This window comes from Veillonella seminalis (assembly GCF_003992065.1).
Classification (GTDB): domain Bacteria; phylum Bacillota; class Negativicutes; order Veillonellales; family Veillonellaceae; genus Veillonella_A; species Veillonella_A seminalis.
This window is the reverse complement of record NZ_RQUZ01000010.1, coordinates 93,916-112,059: the sequence shown is the minus strand read 5'-3', so window position 1 is coordinate 112,059 and position 18,144 is coordinate 93,916. Positions and strand designations below refer to the sequence as shown.

Here is an 18,144-nt window from a genome sequence, read left to right as displayed (position 1 = left end):
TGAATTGATTACACCAATCGCTATTGAAGCCGGTCTTCGTTTCGCTATTCGCGAAGGTGGCCACACAGTAGGTGCTGGTGTTGTTACTGAAATTATTGACAAATAATTTTAGTTTTGTACGCTGATACAAAATAATAAGATGCCGTTCGGGTTTTACCCGGACGGCATTTTTGTTATTTAACGCATGGTCAAAACGAAAGAAATGTAGTTATGTAAGGTCGGAAGATTATTTTGAGAAATATAAAATTTCGCTTGACACGGACAAATGTTTTTCATGCAATGATTTCAATTTAAAAAAGCGGAGTACTTAGCTATATAGCAAAGAGTTTGCAGATAAGCTGAGCAGGAAGCGAAGTAAAAGTGATGGCGAAAGAAAGTAGCCCTGTAAGGCATGCGCAGAGAGCCGTTGGTTGGTGTAAAACGGCAGTGATTACAGTGTGAAGTTCCTTTCTGAACTGCAAAGCTGAAATTGAGTAGGTTGCGCCGGCGTGGTTGTCGTTAGAAGAACTATGAGTTGGTCGATTCGAGATAATGAGGGTGGTACCGCGGATATTCCGTCCCTTGGTATAACCCTCTTTTTTTATACTCGGAAATCGTCAATGAGGGTGGTACCGCGATTCGTCATCGTCCCTTTTTAGGGGCGATTTTTTATTTCATAGTTGGCGATTTTGTCATCATGAATTGTTTGCAAAAAAGGCGGACGGGCCGGTGATATGCCCCAATCACCACAGAAAGGAGCGACTTTTATGACTATTTCAACTGTGATTGTAGGGCTGTATGTGGTATTACTCTTCGTGATTTCTTGGGCATCGTGCAAACTGACAACGGGCAAGTCGGAAAATTATGTGCTGACCGGTCGACGCATGACGACACCTCTAATTACTGTATCTATTGTAGGTTTTGCCGTTGGCGGGGCGTCAACCATCGGTGTGGATGAACAAGCCTATGTAAAGGGGATTTCTGCCGGCTGGTATACGGCGGCTTGGGGGCTCGGTGCCATCGTTATGGGGCTTACGGTGGCAAAACGGTATCGCCGCTTGAATATTACGACGGTACCTGAAATGCTGGAACGTTATTATGATAAAAAGAGCCGCATTGCCGGCATCGTGATTCAGATCATGGTTCAGCTTTGTGTAATGAGCTTGCAGTATGTGGCCGGCGGCACTATTTTAGCGGCTTTGTTGCCGGGCGTTTTCACCGTGACTACGGGCATGATTATGAGTTCAGTCGTTTTCATCGGGGTTACCATGATGGGCGGCATGTGGTCCGCGAGCATCTCCAATTTGCTGAACGTGACGCTTAAATATATCGGTATTACGGCCGCTGCTTATATGGCGGTAAGCTTGATGGGCGGTACGGCAGCGATTGAAGCACAGGCACCGATGCCTCATATGCTCGATTTGGTAGACGGTGTAGGTGGGATGAGCATTTTGACATGGGTTGTCACTTTGATTACGGTTAATTTATCCTTGCAGAGTATCATTCAAATTTCCTTGGGGGCCAAAACTGTAGGCATCGCTCGTAAAGGCTTTATTTTAGGCGGTCTTATCATGTTGCCGGTTGGTTTCATCAATCCGAATGTAACCGACGAACGTTATACATTCATTACTAAAGTGGCCATCGTGGTTATGGGGCTTATGACATTCATCTTCGCTTTGACAATCAGCGGTATCATCGCTACGTTGATGCAGGGCTTAAGCTTGATGGAGGCCTTCACGGTTATCGTATTGATGACTTTGTTCGCACCTAAATACTGCAGCCGCATCGGTGCTTTCTATACTTTAGTGGCAGCCGTGGTGACCTTGTTAATATGGAATTTTGTACCTGCAGTTCGCATCGTACCGCATGTCATTTATTTGGAATGGATCGTGTGCAGCATTACTTTCGGTGTTTGTACTTCAATCAGTAAACAGGCAATTGCAACTGACGAAGCGCTTGAGGGGAAAAGCGTGGAAGAAGGTATGGTTAATTCGTTGAATTAAAGTTGAGTAGATAGTTGAATTAAATAGTAAGGGTTATAATAAAAGCCATTTAGTATAATTTGTGGGCCTTGAGAAACCGCAAGTTATGTCTGAATGGCTTTTTTGAAGAGTAAAACGCCTTTTTAAATCAAAAAATATTTTTAAAATTAAATTGCATAAAATATAGTTGATAACAATTAAAAAGATTGTGTACAATTAAATCATCGAAAGAGAGATACTTATTTGATGCAACAGGAGGACTCGTCATGAGCGTATATGATTACAGTGTATTAGACAAAGCAGGGAAAGAAGTTGGTTTAAAAGAATTTGAAGGTAAGGTTTTGGTGATTGCCAATACGGCCAGTAAATGTGGTTTTACACCACAATATGAAGGTTTGGAAGCATTGTATGAATCCTTTAAAGATCAGGGATTCAGCGTAATTGCAGTACCGGCTAATGAATTTTTGGAGCAGGAACCGGGCACCAATGAAGAAGTACAGAGTTTCTGCAAATTAAATTACGGAGTAACGTTCCCTGTTATGGGTAAAGCTGTTGTACGCGGTGAAGGTGAAATTCCTTTGTTTACCTATTTGACCGCTCAGCAAGGCTTTAAAGGTTTCACCGGTGAAAAAGCTGATTTCATGAACAGTTTTTTGAATGAAAAGTTCCCTGAATTCATGGGCGATGATTCCATTAAATGGAACTTCACCAAGTTCTTGATTAATCGTAAAGGGGAAGTTATCGGTCGTTTCGAACCAACTGTTGAACCGTCAGAAATGAAAGAAGCTATTGAAGCAGCTTTAGCTGAATAATCGTACAGATATTTTCTGGATATAAATTCACAGGAGTGTTCCTTACAAGGGGACACTCCTTTTGTTTTATATGGTTCTTCATTTCGTGCTATAATTAATAAATAAGATGATGATTGCTCGAGGAGGTTGAGCCGTGACAAGAAATGAAATACTAAATGGCTTGCAATCGCTTAGAGCGAATGAAGTAAGCCGTGTTGAAAGCAATCCCCATAAGCCTTTTAAAGTAGGGTTGGTATATCCCAATACATATTTTGTGGGTATGAGTAATTTGGGATTGCAGATTATATATGAAGAAGTGAATTTACGTGATACGAGTTGCGGTGAACGGTATTTTATGCCGGCTGCATCGGAGCTTCGTGATTATGAAAAACATCGCTTGCCGCTTATGAGTGTGGAGACGCAACGGCCACTCAATGAATGTGATGTTATCGGTATCGATATTACTTTTGAAATGGATTATTTTAATATTCCGCAACTTTTAAAATTGGGTCGTGTACCGGTGAAACGTATTCACCGCATTGAACGAGATCCCATCGTGATTGCGGGCGGACCTTGTGCTACCTTTAATCCGGAACCTTTATCAGATTTTATTGATGCGTTTATCATCGGTGAAGGGGAACAACTTGTTTCCGAAATGTTGACGGTCATTGAAGCAGGCCGTTTAGCCAATGAATCGCGTGAGGTGATTTTATTAAAACTCAGTAAGTTGACCGGTGTTTATGTGCCGTCTTTATATGAGCCGCAATATGATGAAAACGATGATTTTACAGGCTATAAATTTTTAGGTGAAACATCGGATGAATCAGGCACAGCAGGTGCAGAAACAGGCAGAAACGAAAACACCGGTGAAACCGGAATTGTGCCGCGCATTACACGTCACTGGCGGCAGCTTGAAACAGTGGGAGAAACGGTAATTGCTACGGATTACACCGAATTCGGAGCTATGTATATTGTCGAAGTGGCTCGCGGTTGTGGTCGGCATTGTCGTTTTTGTATGGCCGGTTATTGTTATCGCACACCGCGTTTACGGAGGCTTGACTTGTTAAAGGTCGGTGTTGATCGAGCGGCGGAATTGAACAAAAAAGTGGGGCTCATGGGAGCCGCCATTTCCGATTATCCCGATATTGATGAATTGGTTGAATATATACGGTCCAAAGGGCTTCGTTATTCCTGCGCGTCTTTACGGGCCGATTCGTTGACGCAGGCGGTAGTGGACGGTTTGGCAGCCAGCGGTCAACAGACGATTACGTTGGCGCCGGAAGCCGGTAGCGACAGATTGCGACGCGTTATAAATAAAGGAATTTCCAACGAAGATATGCGTAAGGCTGTAACTTTGGCAGCCAAGGCGGGTATTCCGCATATTCGTCTTTATATTATGGTGGGATTACCGACGGAGTCGGATGAAGATATTGAGGCCATTGTAACTATGGCCGATGATGTGTTCGGTTATATGCAGGAAGCGGGCTGTAAGGGCCGCTTAACATTGAGTATCAATCCGTTTATACCGAAACCGTTTACGCCGTTTCAGTGGATGCCCATGGCGCATCAAAAAGAGGTAACCAAGAAGCTGAATTCAATCAAAAAAGCTCTCAGCAAGAATCGTCGTATCGAGGTGCTCGTAGAATCACCGAAAGAAGCGTATGTGCAAGGCGTTTTGGCACGCGGTGACCGACGATTGGGTGACATTATCGCTTTGGCCGCCGAGCAAGGCGGAGCCAAAGGCTTTAAGAATGCCTGTCGAGAATTTGATTTTGATATGGACCAAGCTTTATATAAAGAACGTGATTTAATGGAGCCGTTGCCTTGGGATATGCTGGATATGCAACTTGCAAAAGGGTATTTGGCGAATGAATGGCAACGAAGTCTGACGGAAACATATACGGTCCCATGTCAGGCCGGCTGTAGACGTTGTGGCGTATGTAGTGAAGCGGGGTGTGATTATGGCACGACAGAATAGAACCGTAATTCGTGAAGGTGGCGGGTTCCCGGGGCGACCGTTTGAATTTGAAGCGGCCGCCGCTTTGACCGGCTTTCCGTTGATGCACGGTGTAACCAGACGTTTTGGCGGGGTGTCGAAGAAACCGTTTGATTCTTTTAATTTGGGACTTCATGTAGGGGATGATATTGAAGCGGTTTGGGAAAATCGTCGCCGTTTGGCCAAACATTTACGGGTAGGGCCCGAACTTTTGACCTGTGCCCAACAGGTACACGGTACGGAAATTTCGGAAGTGACCGCTGAGAATGTCGGCGCCGGTGCGTTTCAGATGGACAAAGCCATACCGAACAGTGATGCAATATTTACTCGATTGGAAGAAGTGCCGTTATTGCTTCTCGTAGCCGACTGTGTGCCGGTATTGGTGTATGATCCGACTCATCATGCGGTGGCGGTGATTCATGCCGGTTGGCGCGGTACAATCGGTCATGTGCCGGTTTTAACGATGCAGGCTATGGCGGATGCTTACGGTACTCGGCCGCAAGATTGTCATGTCTACTTGGGACCGTCCATTCATTACGATTCATTCGAAGTGAGTGAAGAGCTGGCCGATACGTTTCGCGAAGCGTCATATATTCCGGATCAAATAGTGGGTTACCGCTATCGGGCTGACAAGGGAATTCAGACGCCGCACGTTAATTTACAGCAGTTTATCGTACAAGATTTACGTCAGTTTGGAGTACCTTTGCAGCATATTACCGTGTCTCCTACAGACAGCATGACGGCCGCAGGCTGTTATTCTTATCGACGCGAGTTTGGTAAAACCGGTCGAATGGCATTATTTGCAATGCTCAGAAAAAAGAAGAAATGACTGTTTTACTCATATTTTCATTGGCATTTTATCTTATTTATTATATAATATTATCGCATGAAAGTATTTTTTTACATGCACTAACGAGCGTATGCCGGTGCATAAGGGGGTAGGCTATGATTAAAGATGCGTTGGAAGCTGTGCAAAAGCGGATGGCTGATGCCATGGCTAAGGCAGGTCGGACAGACCGAGTAACGCTCATAGCCGTGACAAAAAATCATCCCGTATCAGCGGTGGAAACGGTGGCGCAATTGGGCGTCCGCACAGTGGGAGAAAATCGAGTACAGGAGGCTAAGGAGAAGTTGTTGACATACAACGGACCTGAGCTCGAATGGCACTTGATTGGTCATTTGCAAGCAAATAAAGTACGACAAGCTGTTCCATTGTTTTCCCTAATACACTCTGTAGATAGCAGTAAGCTACTAGATGAAATAAATAAAGTGGCCGCTAAATGTGGCAAAATACAAGATGTTTTGTTACAAGTCAATGTGGCTCGGGAAGCAAGTAAGTCCGGGTTGACGGTAGAGGACTTTCCGGAAGTGCGCGATTATGCGAAGACATTGCCGAATGTAAGAGTCAGAGGATTGATGTGTATGGCACCTTTTTTCGAAAATCCTGAAGAGGCTCGTCCTATTTTTCGAGTAGCCCATGCATTATATGAGGATATGAAATCCAAGTTTCCTGAAGGACAGATTGAGTATTTGTCCATGGGAATGACCCATGACTTTGAAGTGGCTTTGGGAGAAGGCGCGAATATGATTCGCGTTGGCACCGCAATTTTTGGTAACCGAGTATATGATTAAATAGCGCGTTGTAGGAGGGGTTATTAATGAGTTTAAGTTGGAATAGTATTAAGCAAATGTTTTTTGGGAATGACCATGACGTATATGATGAAGAGGAATACACGGATAATGCAGGTCCTGATTATGATGAACCGGCTCCGCAGGTAGCCCCGCAGACCAATACAACCAGTTCCGCATTTCGCCCCGCAAAAACAGGAGGATATAACACCGTGGCACAACGTCCTAATTCAATGAAAGTAGTCATTGTTGAACCAACAGTATTTGAAGATTCCGAACGCATTACTAACGAGTTACGCGATATGCGTCCCGTAGTAATTAATTTTGAAAAAACCGACCCTCATGAATCGGCGCGCATTGTTGATTTTGTGAGCGGCGCCACATTTGCTTTAGACGGCAAATTGGAAAAAATCGGTAAAGATATTTTTATCTGTGTACCGGTAAATGTAACAGTTGATTATAACGACAAGAGCTATAATGACATGTCGGATCAATTCTCTTGGAAAGAACCTCAATTATAATAGGAGGTCAGCATGGCAGGCCGAATTTTATTCATTGGAGCCGGTGCGATGGGCGGTGCCATTTTACGTGGTGCTGTAGCTAATCGCTTGGTAGAGCCCCAAGCTGTGTATGTATTAGTTAAAACGGAAGCCAGTGCGGCTGCATGGCGTGAAGAATTAAACGTCAACGCCGGTACTGAGCTGCCTGATATAAAAGAAATAAGCACTGTTGTTTGGGCAGTGAAACCGCAAGTATTGCCTGAAGTTTTACCAAAGTTGAAAAATTTGTCGGCAGGTACGATTTGTTTGTCGGTGGCGGCCGGGATTACCTTGGCACGGCTTGAAAAAGCAATACCGCAGGCAATATGGTACAGGGCCATGCCGAATACACCGGTAGCGGTAGGTGCCGGCTTGACGGCGTTAACGGCAGGTACCAAAGGTAATGAAACCGTTACGGCTAAATTGAGTGCCTTATTTAATGCTATCGGTGAAGCTGTAGTTTGTTCCGAAGTCGATTTGGAACGACTGACGGCTATTTCCGGGTCCGGTCCGGGCTATGCGTTTGTTATTATGGACACCTTGGCTGATGCGGGCGTACGGTTGGGTTTAACCCGTAAAGTAGCCATTAAAGCGGCTGCCTATACTTTATTCGGTGCCGGTAAAATGGCACTGGATACGGAGACGCATCCGGCGGTATTGCGTGATCAAGTAACGTCTCCGGGCGGAACTACGATTGCAGGCATTGCCAAAATGGAAAAAGAAGGCCTTCGCTCAGCCTTACAAGAGGGTGTTATCGCTTGTTATGAACGCTCTTTGGAATTAGGCAAGCATTAGGAGGATTTGTGAAAGATAAAGAAAAATTAATTCGATATTTTGAAGCATCCGGTAGTGGCGAAGAAGCTCGTCGCATGCTCGACTTAGCCGAGCAAGTCGTGGCGGGCAAGCCATATCGGGTGACTGAGTTTATGTCGCCGGCAGGACTTGTGATTGCCGACGCAATTAAAGCGAATTTACCGCAACTGAAGGTAGAATTCGGTGGTGGCTATGAAGGAGCCGAGCGCATTCGCGTAGCATTTGTAGAAGCAGATTTTCAAGGCAATGTAGATTTAGGCATTAAAGCCTTAAAAGTGTCTTGGGAACCGCGCTTCCGCTTGCTTACTCATCGTGATGTGTTGGGCTCGCTCATGGGGCTTGGTATTGAGCGCACCAATTTCGGTGACATTATTATGCAAACCGGTGGTGCTCAATTAATAGTGGATGCAGCCATGGCTGATTATGTGAAACAGAATTTTACAAAGATTGCCATGGTATCTGTTTCGGTTGAAGATATGGATATATCCGAAATTCAACCGAAAGAAGAAAAAATTAAAGAAATACGTACTACGGTAGCTTCTTTGCGTCTGGATGCGGTAGCATCTTCCGGATTCAGCGTATCCCGTACCAAAGTGGTCAGCTCAATTAACGCGGGGCTGGTGCAAGTCAATTGGCAACCGGCCAAGGGACCGGCACAGGAAGTCAAAGAAGGAGATATTATTTCGCTGCGTGGTCGTGGACGAATGAAGATTGAGGAAATTACAGGAACATCCCGTAAAGGACGCATCGGCGTCTATCTCAAACGATTCATGTAAATTAGGAGGTAAGCTATATGATTACACCAATGGATATTCACAATAAAGAGTTTGAAACAGGCTTTCGTGGGTACGACAAAGCATCAGTAGATGCATTTATGGCTGAACTGGTTCATGACTATGAAACCTTATATCGCGAAAATCGTGAAATGACAGACAAAATTGAGCAGTTGGAAAAACGCATTGCTCAATATGAAAAAATGGAAGCAACTATGAATGATGCTTTGGTATTGGCTCAAGAAACGGGTGAAAATGTTAAAAACTCGGCTCGTAAAGAAGCAGATCTCATCATCCAAGAAGCGGAACAACAACGTCGTCACATTTTAGAAGAAGCGGAACGCCAGTTGCGTGAAGGCTGTGAAAAATATGCGGTAATTCGCAACGAAGTAGCCGTTTTCAAAGCTCGTATGGAATCTCTATTGAACTCTCAATTGCAAATGGCAGATAGCTATGTGTTAGGCGATAGCAAAGTTCAACTTGAATCGGTTGATATTGATGAAGTAATTGCCGCAGCGGCTAAAGACAACTCAACAATTCACAGTAATGCCGGTGTAGCCGAAGATGTGTTGGCAGCTAAAGACACTGTTAGTGAGACGGCTGAAACTGAAACAACTGAAGATAATAAATAATAAATAGCATATGAATCGGCTTGATGTTATATCAAGCCGATTTTGATATCATGGACATATGAAAGAATTTCATGAAGTGTATAAAAGAAACAGACTATAATATAAGTATAAACTGTTGTGCGAAAAGAGGTGAGGCACTATGATTACAATGGCCTTGCGACTCACGGGACAACGGTGTTTGGTAATAGGCGGTGGTGCCGTCGCCGAACGTCGTATCGCTTTGTTCCTTGAAGAAGGTGCCAAGGTGACCGTGGTAAGTCCGGAAGTGACCGATGCCATTGCTGCTTGGGCCAAATCCGGACAACTGGTTTGGTACAAGCAAAAATATGATGAATCTGTTGATTTAGGCGTCGATTTTGTGTTGTTGGCGACGAGCGACAGTGAACTCAATGCAAAATGTGCTCAAAAAGCACGTGACTTGGGGGCGTTGGTGAACCGTGCCGATGATCGCAGTGATTGTGATTTTACTTTCCCGGCGACAGTAGTTGTGGGCGATTTGGAATTTGCCATATTTACGGGGCGCGTCAGTCCGCGGTTGAGTCGTTTAATAAAAAAAGATTTGGCCAATCGCTATGAGGCGGTAGCCGAGATGTTGCCGGCTCTTAGAGCGATGCGTAAAACAGTACGTGAGATTTTGGCGACGCCGGCGGAACGCGAAGAATTTTGGCAAAAATATTTAGGTCAAGAAGAGTTGATTAAGATAATAGAGGGTGATTGGAAATGTGTGGAGGATATATTGAGCGATGAAATTAATCGTATTAGGTCTAAATCATAGAAGTGCTCCTGTTAATGTGCGCGAAGTATTTTCGTTTGATAAAACGGAAATCAGTGAAGCTATCAATCATGTGTACGAACACGAACAGGTAGCGGAATGTGTGCTCTTATCTACATGTAACCGTACCGAATTATATGCGGTATTGGAAGATGTGGAAAATCCGAAAGAATTTATGCTTCATTTATTGCAACACTTAAAGGGTGTTGAAGACATGACCATTGAAGATGATTGGTTCTTCATGTATGAAGGTCGTGATTTATTGGCTCATTTATTCAATGTAGCATCCAGTTTAGATTCATTGGTGCTCGGGGAAGGTCAGATTTTAAGCCAGCTTAAAATGGCGTATATTTCAGCGTACAGCCGCGGTTTGACCGGTCCTATTTTTAATATTATTTTCCAACGCGCCATTAGCGTGGGCAAGAAAGTACGTACCGTTACGGGTATTGCCAATACGCCGGTATCGGTAAGTTATGCGGCGGTAAATTTGGCGGAAGATTGTTTGACAAAACCGATGAGTGAGGCAAAAGTACTCGTTTTGGGCGCCGGTGAAATGAGTGAATTGACGGCAACCCATCTTCAATCTAAAGGGGTTAAGAGTATTTTTGTGTCCAATCGTACGTATCATAAAGCGGAAGCATTGGCAAAACGATTCGGAGGCAAGGCTATTTCCTTTGACAGCTTTATCAATCAAGCCAAAGAGGCGGATATTTTGATTACATCCACCGGGGCGCCGCATTATATTATCGGCCCTGAAGAAGCGACTAAAATTGTGGCAGAACGCAAGGGTAATCCGATAGTTATGATTGATATTGCCGTGCCGCGTGACATCGATCCGGACGTTTCCCAAATTGATGACGTGTACTTGTTTAATATTGACTCGTTGGAAAGTGTTGTTGAAGCGAATAAACATCAACGTGAATTGGAAGCGGAAAAAGCAAAACCGATTATTGCGGAAGTAATTGATGATATTGAAGAAAAATTGGGCTACTTGTCGGTACGCCCGATGATGGTACTTCTCAGCGATAAAGCGGAACGTACTCGTAAACGTGAATTACATCGTGCCTTGGCAAAATTGCCGGATGCCGATGATCGCCTTCGTAAAATCATGGACAATATGTCGCGCATGATTGTGCGTAAATTATTGCGCGATCCGATGATTCGCTTTGGCGAAGTAGCCGGTAAAGATGAAGAAAATGAATACTGGAAACTGTTCCACGATATGTTTGACTTAGAAAAGGAGCGAAAATCCTTATGAGAAATATAATTCGTATAGGTACGCGCAGCAGTGCCTTGGCTTTATGGCAGGCTGAATTTGTCGGCTCGGAGCTGAAGCGCTTGTTTCCCGGCTGTGAAGTAGAACTCGTTCATCACAGTACTAAAGGTGACCGTATTTTGGAAAAACCGCTAGCTGCTATCGGCGGTAAAGGTCTTTTCACGGAAGAATTGGAAGCATCCATGCGCGAAGGCTCCATTGATATTGCCGTTCACAGTTTGAAAGATATGCCGACGGATTTGCCGAAAGGTTTGACATTGGGTGCGATTACAAAACGCGAAGTACCATGTGATGCATTGGTATCGCCAAAATATAAAACCCTTGATAAATTGCCGCAAGGCGCTAAAGTGGGAACCAGCAGCTTGCGTCGTCAGGCTCAGCTCTTGCATCATCGCCCCGATTTACAAATCAACGTCTTGCGCGGTAATGTGCAGACTCGACTTCGTAAATTGGAAGAAGAAAACTTTGATGCCATCGTGCTTGCTCAGGCAGGGCTTAAACGCTTAGGTTTGGCTGATCAAATTACCCAGGTTTTCACAGCCGATGAATTGATTCCGGCGGTAGGCCAGGGGGCCTTAGCTATCGAATGCCGCAGTGACGATCAGGAAATGCTCGATATGTTGGCAAAACTCAACGACGAAGATACCATGTGGTGTACTCGTGGGGAACGCAGCTTCTTGCGTCAGTTACAAGGCGGTTGCCAAGTACCGATGGGCGTTCATGGCACGATTCATAAAGGTCAGTTGACCTTAAAAGCGATTATTTCATCGCTTGACGGTAAAAACTGTTATGAAGGGGAATTAACCGGACCTAAGAAAACGGCTGATATTATCGGTCGCAACTTAGCTAAAGCCTTATACGAAGAAGGCGGTAAACATATCATCGATGAGTTGATTCAGGAGGGTGTAATTCAATGACCGGTATAGTGTATCTGATTGGGGCAGGCCCCGGCGATTATAAATTAATTACGGTCAAGGGCCGTGAATGTATCGAAAAAGCGGACGTTATTGTTTATGATTACTTGGCAGATGAGCATTTACTGCGCTGGGCCAAACCGGATGCAGAACTTATTTATGCCGGTAAACAGTGTAAAAACCATACCTTACATCAATATGAAATCAACGAATTATTAGTTAAATACGGCCTTGAAGGTAAAGTGGTAGCTCGTCTTAAAGGTGGCGATCCGCTTATTTTCGGTCGCGGCGGTGAAGAAGCCTTGGAACTTGCCAAAGCGGGCGTACCGTTTGAATTTGTGCCGGGCGTAACATCCGGTATTTCGGCACCGGCCTATGCGGGCATTCCCGTAACACAACGTGCCATGGCGACTTCTTTTGCCATCGTAACCGGTCATGAAGATCCGACTAAAAACGAATCCGGCATCAACTGGGAAGGTCTTGCTACCGCTGTTGACACTATCAGCTTTGTTATGGGGATCGGTAATTTACCGATGATTTCCCAGAAGCTTATGGAATACGGTCGTCCTAAAGAAACGCCGGTAGCCGTAATTCGTTGGGGCACTAAACCGGTACAGCAAACGTTGGTATCTACTTTGGAACATGTAGCCGAAGATGTTAAAAAAGCCGGAATTAAACCGCCATCCATTATTACGGTGGGGAATGTTGTGGGCCTGCGCGATTCTTTGCGCTGGTTTGACAATAAGCCGTTGTTCGGCAAAACAGTACTCGTAACGAGAGCTCGTTCTAAAGCCAGTGTGTTAACTGAGAAACTAGAAGAATTAGGTGCCAATGTAGTAGAAGCGGCAGCTATTAAAACACAGGCTTTGCCGGTAGGGCAGCCGGAAAAAGATGTATTGCTTAATGCGCATTCTTATAAAACGGTTATTTTTACATCCGCTGAAGGTGTACGTTTCTTCTTTGAAGCCTTGGAAGGCTTAGGTAAAGACAGCCGCGTATTGGGCGAAGCCAAGCTTTGTGCGATTGGCAGTGCCACTGCTAAAGCATTGCATGATAAAGGCCTTTTAGCCGATATTATTCCGGCAGATTATAAAGGCGAATCCGTAGTAACGGCGTTAAAACCAATCCTTGAAAAAGGCGATAAAGCGTTATTGATTCAGCCTAAAGTGGCTCGTAAAGTGATTTTCAACGGTCTTACCGAAGCCGGTATTGATGTGACGGTTGTTCGCTTGTACGAAACCCTGTTGGATAATTCCCAGGCGGATATTTTGCGTGATGCATTGGCAGCGGGTGAAGCGGATTATATTACGTTCACCAGCTCCTCCACGGTAACAAATACATTGAGTATGCTCGGTGAAGACGGTGCGGCTTTAATTAAAAAAGCACGCGTTGCCTGTATCGGACCTATCACGGCCGCCACTTGTGTGGAACACGGTATTCAGCCTAATTTAATCGGCAAAACCTTTACCATTCCGGCCATGGTTGATATGATTAAAGCGGATGTAGCTAACGCTGCTGAAACAAAATAAATAAAATGAAACTGTCAGAGTGTCAGCTGCGGCTGACACTCTTGGCATGGCATTTAGGCAAAATATATATGTTTAACAAAATAAAACTGGCTTGCTTACGCAAACCGTACTACAATAGAAGCGTAGTATTACATAAAGGAGACGATGAATAATGTTAGACTTAACCTATCGTCCGCGCCGTTTGCGGACAACACCGGCTATGAGAGCTTTGGTACGCGAAACAACATTGCAAGTAGAGGATTTAATTTATCCGTTGTTTATTGTGCCGGGGACCGGTGTTAAGGAGGAAATTACATCGTTACCGGGACAATACCATTTGTCCGTGGATGAAGCGGTAAAAATTGCTAAAGAAGCACAGGCCCTCGGTATTTTGGGCGTTGAAATATTCGGTTTGCCAACCTATAAAGACCCGCAGGGTTCGTCTGCATGGGATATGGAACAACCGGTACAACAGGCTATTAAAGCCATTCGTAAAGAAGTACCGGAACTCATTGTTATTTCCGACGTATGCCTTTGCCAATACACCAGCACCGGTCATTGCGGTTGTGTTGAAAACCACGAAGTTTTGAACGACGAAACATTGCCGTTGCTTGCTAAAGTTGCCGTAAGCCATGCTCAGGCAGGTTCTCATATGGTAGCTCCGTCTGATATGATGGACGGTCGTGTAGCCGTTATCCGAGAAGCTCTTGACGATGCCGGTTTTACCAACGTATCCATCATGAGCTATGCCGCTAAATACGCCAGTGCTTACTATGGTCCGTTCCGTGATGCCGTTCATTCCACACCGGAATTCGGCGACCGTAAAGGTTACCAGATGGACGAAGCAAATCGCTTGGAAGCCATGCGCGAAATCGAACTCGACATTCGTGAAGGTGCCGATATTATCATGATTAAACCGGCGCTTTCTTATCTCGATATTGTTCGTGAAGCACGCGACAACTTTGACTATCCGTTGGCTGTTTACAATGTAAGCGGTGAATACGCCATGGTTAAAGCGGCAGCTCAGCAGGGTCTTGTTGATGAAAAACGCATTGTTTTGGAAACTTTATTGTCCATGAAACGTGCCGGTGCCAAAATCATCATCACTTATCATGCCATGGATGTAGCTCGTTGGTTGCGTAAATAATTGAAACACGTTTTAATGTAAGTCGTTGTTTTTTGGAGCCTTTAGGGCCGGCAAAAACTCGATTCTCATGCCGTTGTTGTTAATATCGTAAGGAGAAGATTATGTTTACATTAGATAAATCTAAACAAGCTTTTAATGAAGCTAAGGTCTATATGCCGGGTGGCGTTAACAGCCCAGTGCGCTCATATCGCAGTGTGGGCTCCGAACCGCCATTTATCAGCTCTGCATCCGGCGACCGCATTTATGATATTGACGGCAATGAGTACATTGATTATGTTTTATCTTGGGGCCCTATGATTTTGGGCCATGCCAAATCCGAAGTAGTAGCTGCTTTGCAGGAAGCCGTTTTACGCGGTACCAGCTATGGGGCACCGACTCTTCTGGAAACGGAACTCGCTAAAAAAATCCAGGCGTTCATGCCGAATATGGAAATGCTCCGCATGGTTAACTCCGGTACGGAATCGACCATGAGTGCCTTGCGTGTGGCGCGCGGTTATACGGGGCGTGATAAAATCGTTAAATTCATCGGTTGCTATCATGGTCACAGCGACGGGTTATTGGTAAAAGCCGGCTCCGGTTTGGCTACCTTCGGTGTGCCTGACAGCCCCGGCGTACCGGCCGGTGTAGCTGCCGATACGTTGACCATTCCGTACAATGATATTGAAGCGGTTAAAGCCTTATTTGAAAAAGAAGGTCACAGCATTGCAGCGGTTATCGTAGAACCGGTAGCCGGCAATATGGGCTGTGTACCGCCTGTACCGGGCTTCTTGGAAACTCTTCGTGAGTTGACAACCGCTCACGGCGCATTGCTTATTTTTGACGAAGTAATGTGCGGTTTCCGTGCCAGCTCCGGCGGTGCCCAGAAGAAATACAACATCAAACCGGACTTAACTTGTCTCGGCAAAATCGTAGGTGGCGGGTTACCGATGGCCGTATTCGGTGGTTCCCGTGAAATCATGAGCCAGGTTGCACCGGCCGGTCCTATTTATCAGGCAGGTACTTTGAGTGGTAACCCGATTGCCGTAACAGCCGGTTTGGCAACGCTCAGCATTTTACAACAGGATCCGACTGTATTCAAACGTTTGAATCAGGCAACTGAAACACTTTGCCAAGGTCTTAAAGAGTTGGGTGCTAAACATAATGTACCGGTTCAGGTTCAATATGTGGGCTCTATGTTTACCTTGTTCTTCAGCGATAAATCGGTACATAATTTTGATGACGCATCGGCTTGTGATATGGAAGCGTTCAAAAAATTCTTCCATTACAATTTGAGCCACGGCATTTATTATGCACCAAGCCAATACGAAAGTAACTTCATGTCGGCTAAACATTCCGCACAGGATATTGAACATACTCTGGCGGTAGCCGATGAAGCATTTGCAACTTTATAATAGCTGATACAGCTTGCTGAGAATCTGAATTGATACGATTGGCGCATGCTACGAATGGACATGGCCGTAGCGGATGATTTCATTATTCGGCAAGTATGTATTTAATCCATTGCAAGGTGGCGAAGTGGCCATAGCGATGTTATAATTAAAATTGGATAATCAAATGTTAGACCCCTGCCATTTGGAAGGGGTCTTGTGCTAATACAGAGGAGATATGATTATGGAACGATTAACTCCCGAAATGGTGGCCGCAGCTCGCAAGAGTTTGCAGGAATGTTTGCATAACAGTGTGATCCCCAAGGAATATTGGGATGAAATTGCTCATTGGCTGAAAGCCACTCAAATGGAGAATATCTACTTAGTCGGCCGCGATGCGATCGGCGCATGGTGGGCCTCCAAAGAAGTTCGTAAAATGGGTTTTGCCATTAATTTTGCCAAAGGCGGCTGTCTGCCAGGCAATTGGTTCCCGGAAGGTGAAAACTGGGATATGGCGCAAGCTAAGGCTAAATACAATCTGGTATCCGATTGGCAATGCCTGATTGAACATGATGCCTTAATTAAAATATAAAAAGTAAAAAGAGAATAAGAGGTTAGTATGAGCGGTGTTAGAAAAAGCGCCAGCTTGTCCGTTGTCACTTTGAGCTGGCCTATTTTTATAGAAATATTCTTACAGATGCTGATTGGTAATATTGACCAGTTCATGATGAGTCATTATTCCCAGGAAGCGGTAGCTGCCGTAGCCAATGCGAATCAGATTATGAATATTTTCATCTTCTTGATTACTGTTATGAGTACGGCTACCACCATATTGATTGCTCAATATTTGGGGGCCAAAAATCCGACCAAGATAAACGAAGTAACGACGGTGAGTATTGCCTTTAACTTCGTGTTCAGTTCTGTGGCGGCGCTGTTTATTTTAGTGGCCCATCGGATGCTTTTCGAGTGGCTCGGTGTACCGGAAGAGATTATCGATGATACGAGCCTTTATATGACTATCGTAGCCGCCAGTATTCCGATTACGGGGATTTATACGGCCTTTGTGGCCACTTTCCGCGGTTTTTCGTTGCCGATTATCACCATGTGTGTAGCCTTCGTTATGAACGTGGTACACATTTTCAGTAACATGGTGCTCATTTACGGTTGGGGGCCGATTCCGTCCATGGGCGTTTTGGGCGTGTCTATTTCGACGACATTGAGCAAGGGCTTAGGATTACTTTTGGTATTCTATCTGTTCAAAACCCAGCTCAATGTTAAATTGTCCTGGTCGTACTTAAAACCGTTCCCGAAAGAAACGTTGAAGCGTTTATTGCATATCGGCGTACCGTCCGGCGGGGAAACGTTGTCCTATCAGTTATCCCAGACTACGATTATGAAGATGGTTAATATTTTCGGTATCATGGTTATTAATACAAAGGTATATGCCTATATTATTTCCATGTTCTGTTATATGTACACCATTGCGCTGGCCAATGCGGCCCAAATTATCGTAGGCTTTTTGGTCGGTGCGGATCGGGAAGACGAAATTTCCGGACGAGTGTGGCATACGATGTGGCTGGGCATGGCCATCAGTATGACTTTATCCGTGTCGTTCTATTTACTGAGTGATTATATATTTGCCTTTTTCACGGATGAACAGGAAATCATTACCCTCGGTAAAACGATTCTTCTGATTGAAATTTTCTTGGAAATCGGGCGAACGGTCAATATTATTATGGTTCAATGTTTACAGGCGGCCGGCGATATCAGGACGCCGATGATTGTAGGTATCTTTGGTATGTGGCTCTGTGCCGTTGTTTTGTCCTATGTATTGGGCATTTGGCTCGATTGGGGGCTCGCCGGCATCTGGATTGCCATGGCCATTGATGAAGGTGTGCGTGCCGTTATATTCGTATGGCGTTGGCACAGCGGTAAATGGAAGAATAAGAAGCTGATTGAAGAAACGGCTTGATGAGATTTTTTGAAAAACATCGAGCAACAGCTGGTTGAATATTCAATGGCAAAG

18 protein-coding genes and 1 other annotated feature are annotated in these 18,144 nt (G+C 44.9%); all 18 genes read left to right on the top strand.

Annotated elements, in window-relative coordinates; translation table 11 throughout:
* The coding region (locus EO126_RS11065; protein WP_164726728.1) for an EF-Tu C-terminal domain-related protein at window positions 1-106 on the top strand (106 nt) is incomplete at its 5' end.
* A 248-nt stretch (window positions 107-354) separates the two neighbouring features.
* Window positions 355-565: a binding site (T-box leader), on the top strand.
* A gap of 181 nt (window positions 566-746) precedes the next feature.
* Complete coding sequence (locus EO126_RS08095) at window positions 747-1,982, top strand: sodium:solute symporter family protein (RefSeq protein ID WP_127008401.1); 1,236 nt, start codon at window positions 747-749, stop codon at window positions 1,980-1,982.
* A gap of 245 nt (window positions 1,983-2,227) precedes the next feature.
* Window positions 2,228-2,773 (top strand): glutathione peroxidase, encoded by a 546-nt coding sequence (locus tag EO126_RS08090; protein ID WP_006556283.1) that lies wholly within the window; start codon window positions 2,228-2,230, stop codon window positions 2,771-2,773.
* Between the two features lie 133 nt (window positions 2,774-2,906).
* Complete coding sequence (locus tag EO126_RS08085) at window positions 2,907-4,730, top strand: radical SAM protein (RefSeq protein WP_127008399.1); 1,824 nt, start codon at window positions 2,907-2,909, stop codon at window positions 4,728-4,730.
* Window positions 4,714-5,577: a peptidoglycan editing factor PgeF gene (pgeF, locus tag EO126_RS08080; RefSeq protein WP_006556285.1), complete on the top strand. Its 864-nt coding sequence runs from the start codon at window positions 4,714-4,716 to the stop codon at window positions 5,575-5,577. The genes EO126_RS08085 and pgeF overlap by 17 nt, the downstream gene beginning before the upstream one ends.
* Window positions 5,578-5,693: 116 nt before the next feature.
* Window positions 5,694-6,380 (top strand): YggS family pyridoxal phosphate-dependent enzyme, encoded by a 687-nt coding sequence (locus tag EO126_RS08075; RefSeq protein ID WP_006556286.1) that lies wholly within the window; start codon window positions 5,694-5,696, stop codon window positions 6,378-6,380.
* 26 nt (window positions 6,381-6,406) lie between these two features.
* Window positions 6,407-6,898: a cell division protein SepF gene (locus EO126_RS08070; RefSeq protein ID WP_006556287.1), complete on the top strand. Its 492-nt coding sequence runs from the start codon at window positions 6,407-6,409 to the stop codon at window positions 6,896-6,898.
* A 12-nt stretch (window positions 6,899-6,910) separates the two neighbouring features.
* Entirely contained in the window at window positions 6,911-7,711 is an 801-nt protein-coding gene (gene proC / locus EO126_RS08065) for a pyrroline-5-carboxylate reductase (RefSeq protein ID WP_006556288.1), read from the top strand.
* 8 nt (window positions 7,712-7,719) lie between these two features.
* On the top strand, window positions 7,720-8,505 hold the full coding sequence (locus EO126_RS08060) for a YlmH family RNA-binding protein (protein ID WP_127008397.1): 786 nt from the start codon (window positions 7,720-7,722) through the stop codon (window positions 8,503-8,505).
* A 17-nt stretch (window positions 8,506-8,522) separates the two neighbouring features.
* On the top strand, window positions 8,523-9,134 hold the full coding sequence (locus EO126_RS08055) for a DivIVA domain-containing protein (protein WP_006556290.1): 612 nt from the start codon (window positions 8,523-8,525) through the stop codon (window positions 9,132-9,134).
* A 139-nt stretch (window positions 9,135-9,273) separates the two neighbouring features.
* Entirely contained in the window at window positions 9,274-9,909 is a 636-nt protein-coding gene (locus EO126_RS08050) for a precorrin-2 dehydrogenase/sirohydrochlorin ferrochelatase family protein (RefSeq protein ID WP_006556291.1), read from the top strand.
* Window positions 9,878-11,164, top strand: a complete 1,287-nt coding sequence (gene hemA / locus EO126_RS08045) for a glutamyl-tRNA reductase (RefSeq protein ID WP_006556292.1) — start codon at window positions 9,878-9,880, stop codon at window positions 11,162-11,164. Before EO126_RS08050 ends, hemA begins: the two co-directional genes overlap by 32 nt.
* Complete coding sequence (gene hemC / locus EO126_RS08040; RefSeq protein WP_006556293.1) at window positions 11,161-12,099, top strand: hydroxymethylbilane synthase; 939 nt, start codon at window positions 11,161-11,163, stop codon at window positions 12,097-12,099. The genes hemA and hemC overlap by 4 nt, the downstream gene beginning before the upstream one ends.
* Window positions 12,096-13,625, top strand: a complete 1,530-nt coding sequence (gene cobA, locus EO126_RS08035) for a uroporphyrinogen-III C-methyltransferase (RefSeq protein ID WP_006556294.1) — start codon at window positions 12,096-12,098, stop codon at window positions 13,623-13,625. The genes hemC and cobA overlap by 4 nt, the downstream gene beginning before the upstream one ends.
* A gap of 151 nt (window positions 13,626-13,776) precedes the next feature.
* Window positions 13,777-14,751 carry a porphobilinogen synthase gene (gene hemB, locus EO126_RS08030; protein WP_006556295.1) on the top strand — a complete coding sequence of 325 codons (975 nt, stop codon included), beginning with the start codon at window positions 13,777-13,779 and terminating at the stop codon, window positions 14,749-14,751.
* Between the two features lie 101 nt (window positions 14,752-14,852).
* Window positions 14,853-16,142 carry a glutamate-1-semialdehyde 2,1-aminomutase gene (gene hemL, locus EO126_RS08025; protein ID WP_006556296.1) on the top strand — a complete coding sequence of 430 codons (1,290 nt, stop codon included), beginning with the start codon at window positions 14,853-14,855 and terminating at the stop codon, window positions 16,140-16,142.
* A gap of 220 nt (window positions 16,143-16,362) precedes the next feature.
* Complete coding sequence (locus tag EO126_RS08020; protein WP_006556297.1) at window positions 16,363-16,710, top strand: hypothetical protein; 348 nt, start codon at window positions 16,363-16,365, stop codon at window positions 16,708-16,710.
* A 27-nt stretch (window positions 16,711-16,737) separates the two neighbouring features.
* Window positions 16,738-18,090 (top strand): MATE family efflux transporter, encoded by a 1,353-nt coding sequence (locus EO126_RS08015; protein WP_006556298.1) that lies wholly within the window; start codon window positions 16,738-16,740, stop codon window positions 18,088-18,090.
* Window positions 18,091-18,144 lie beyond the last annotated feature (54 nt).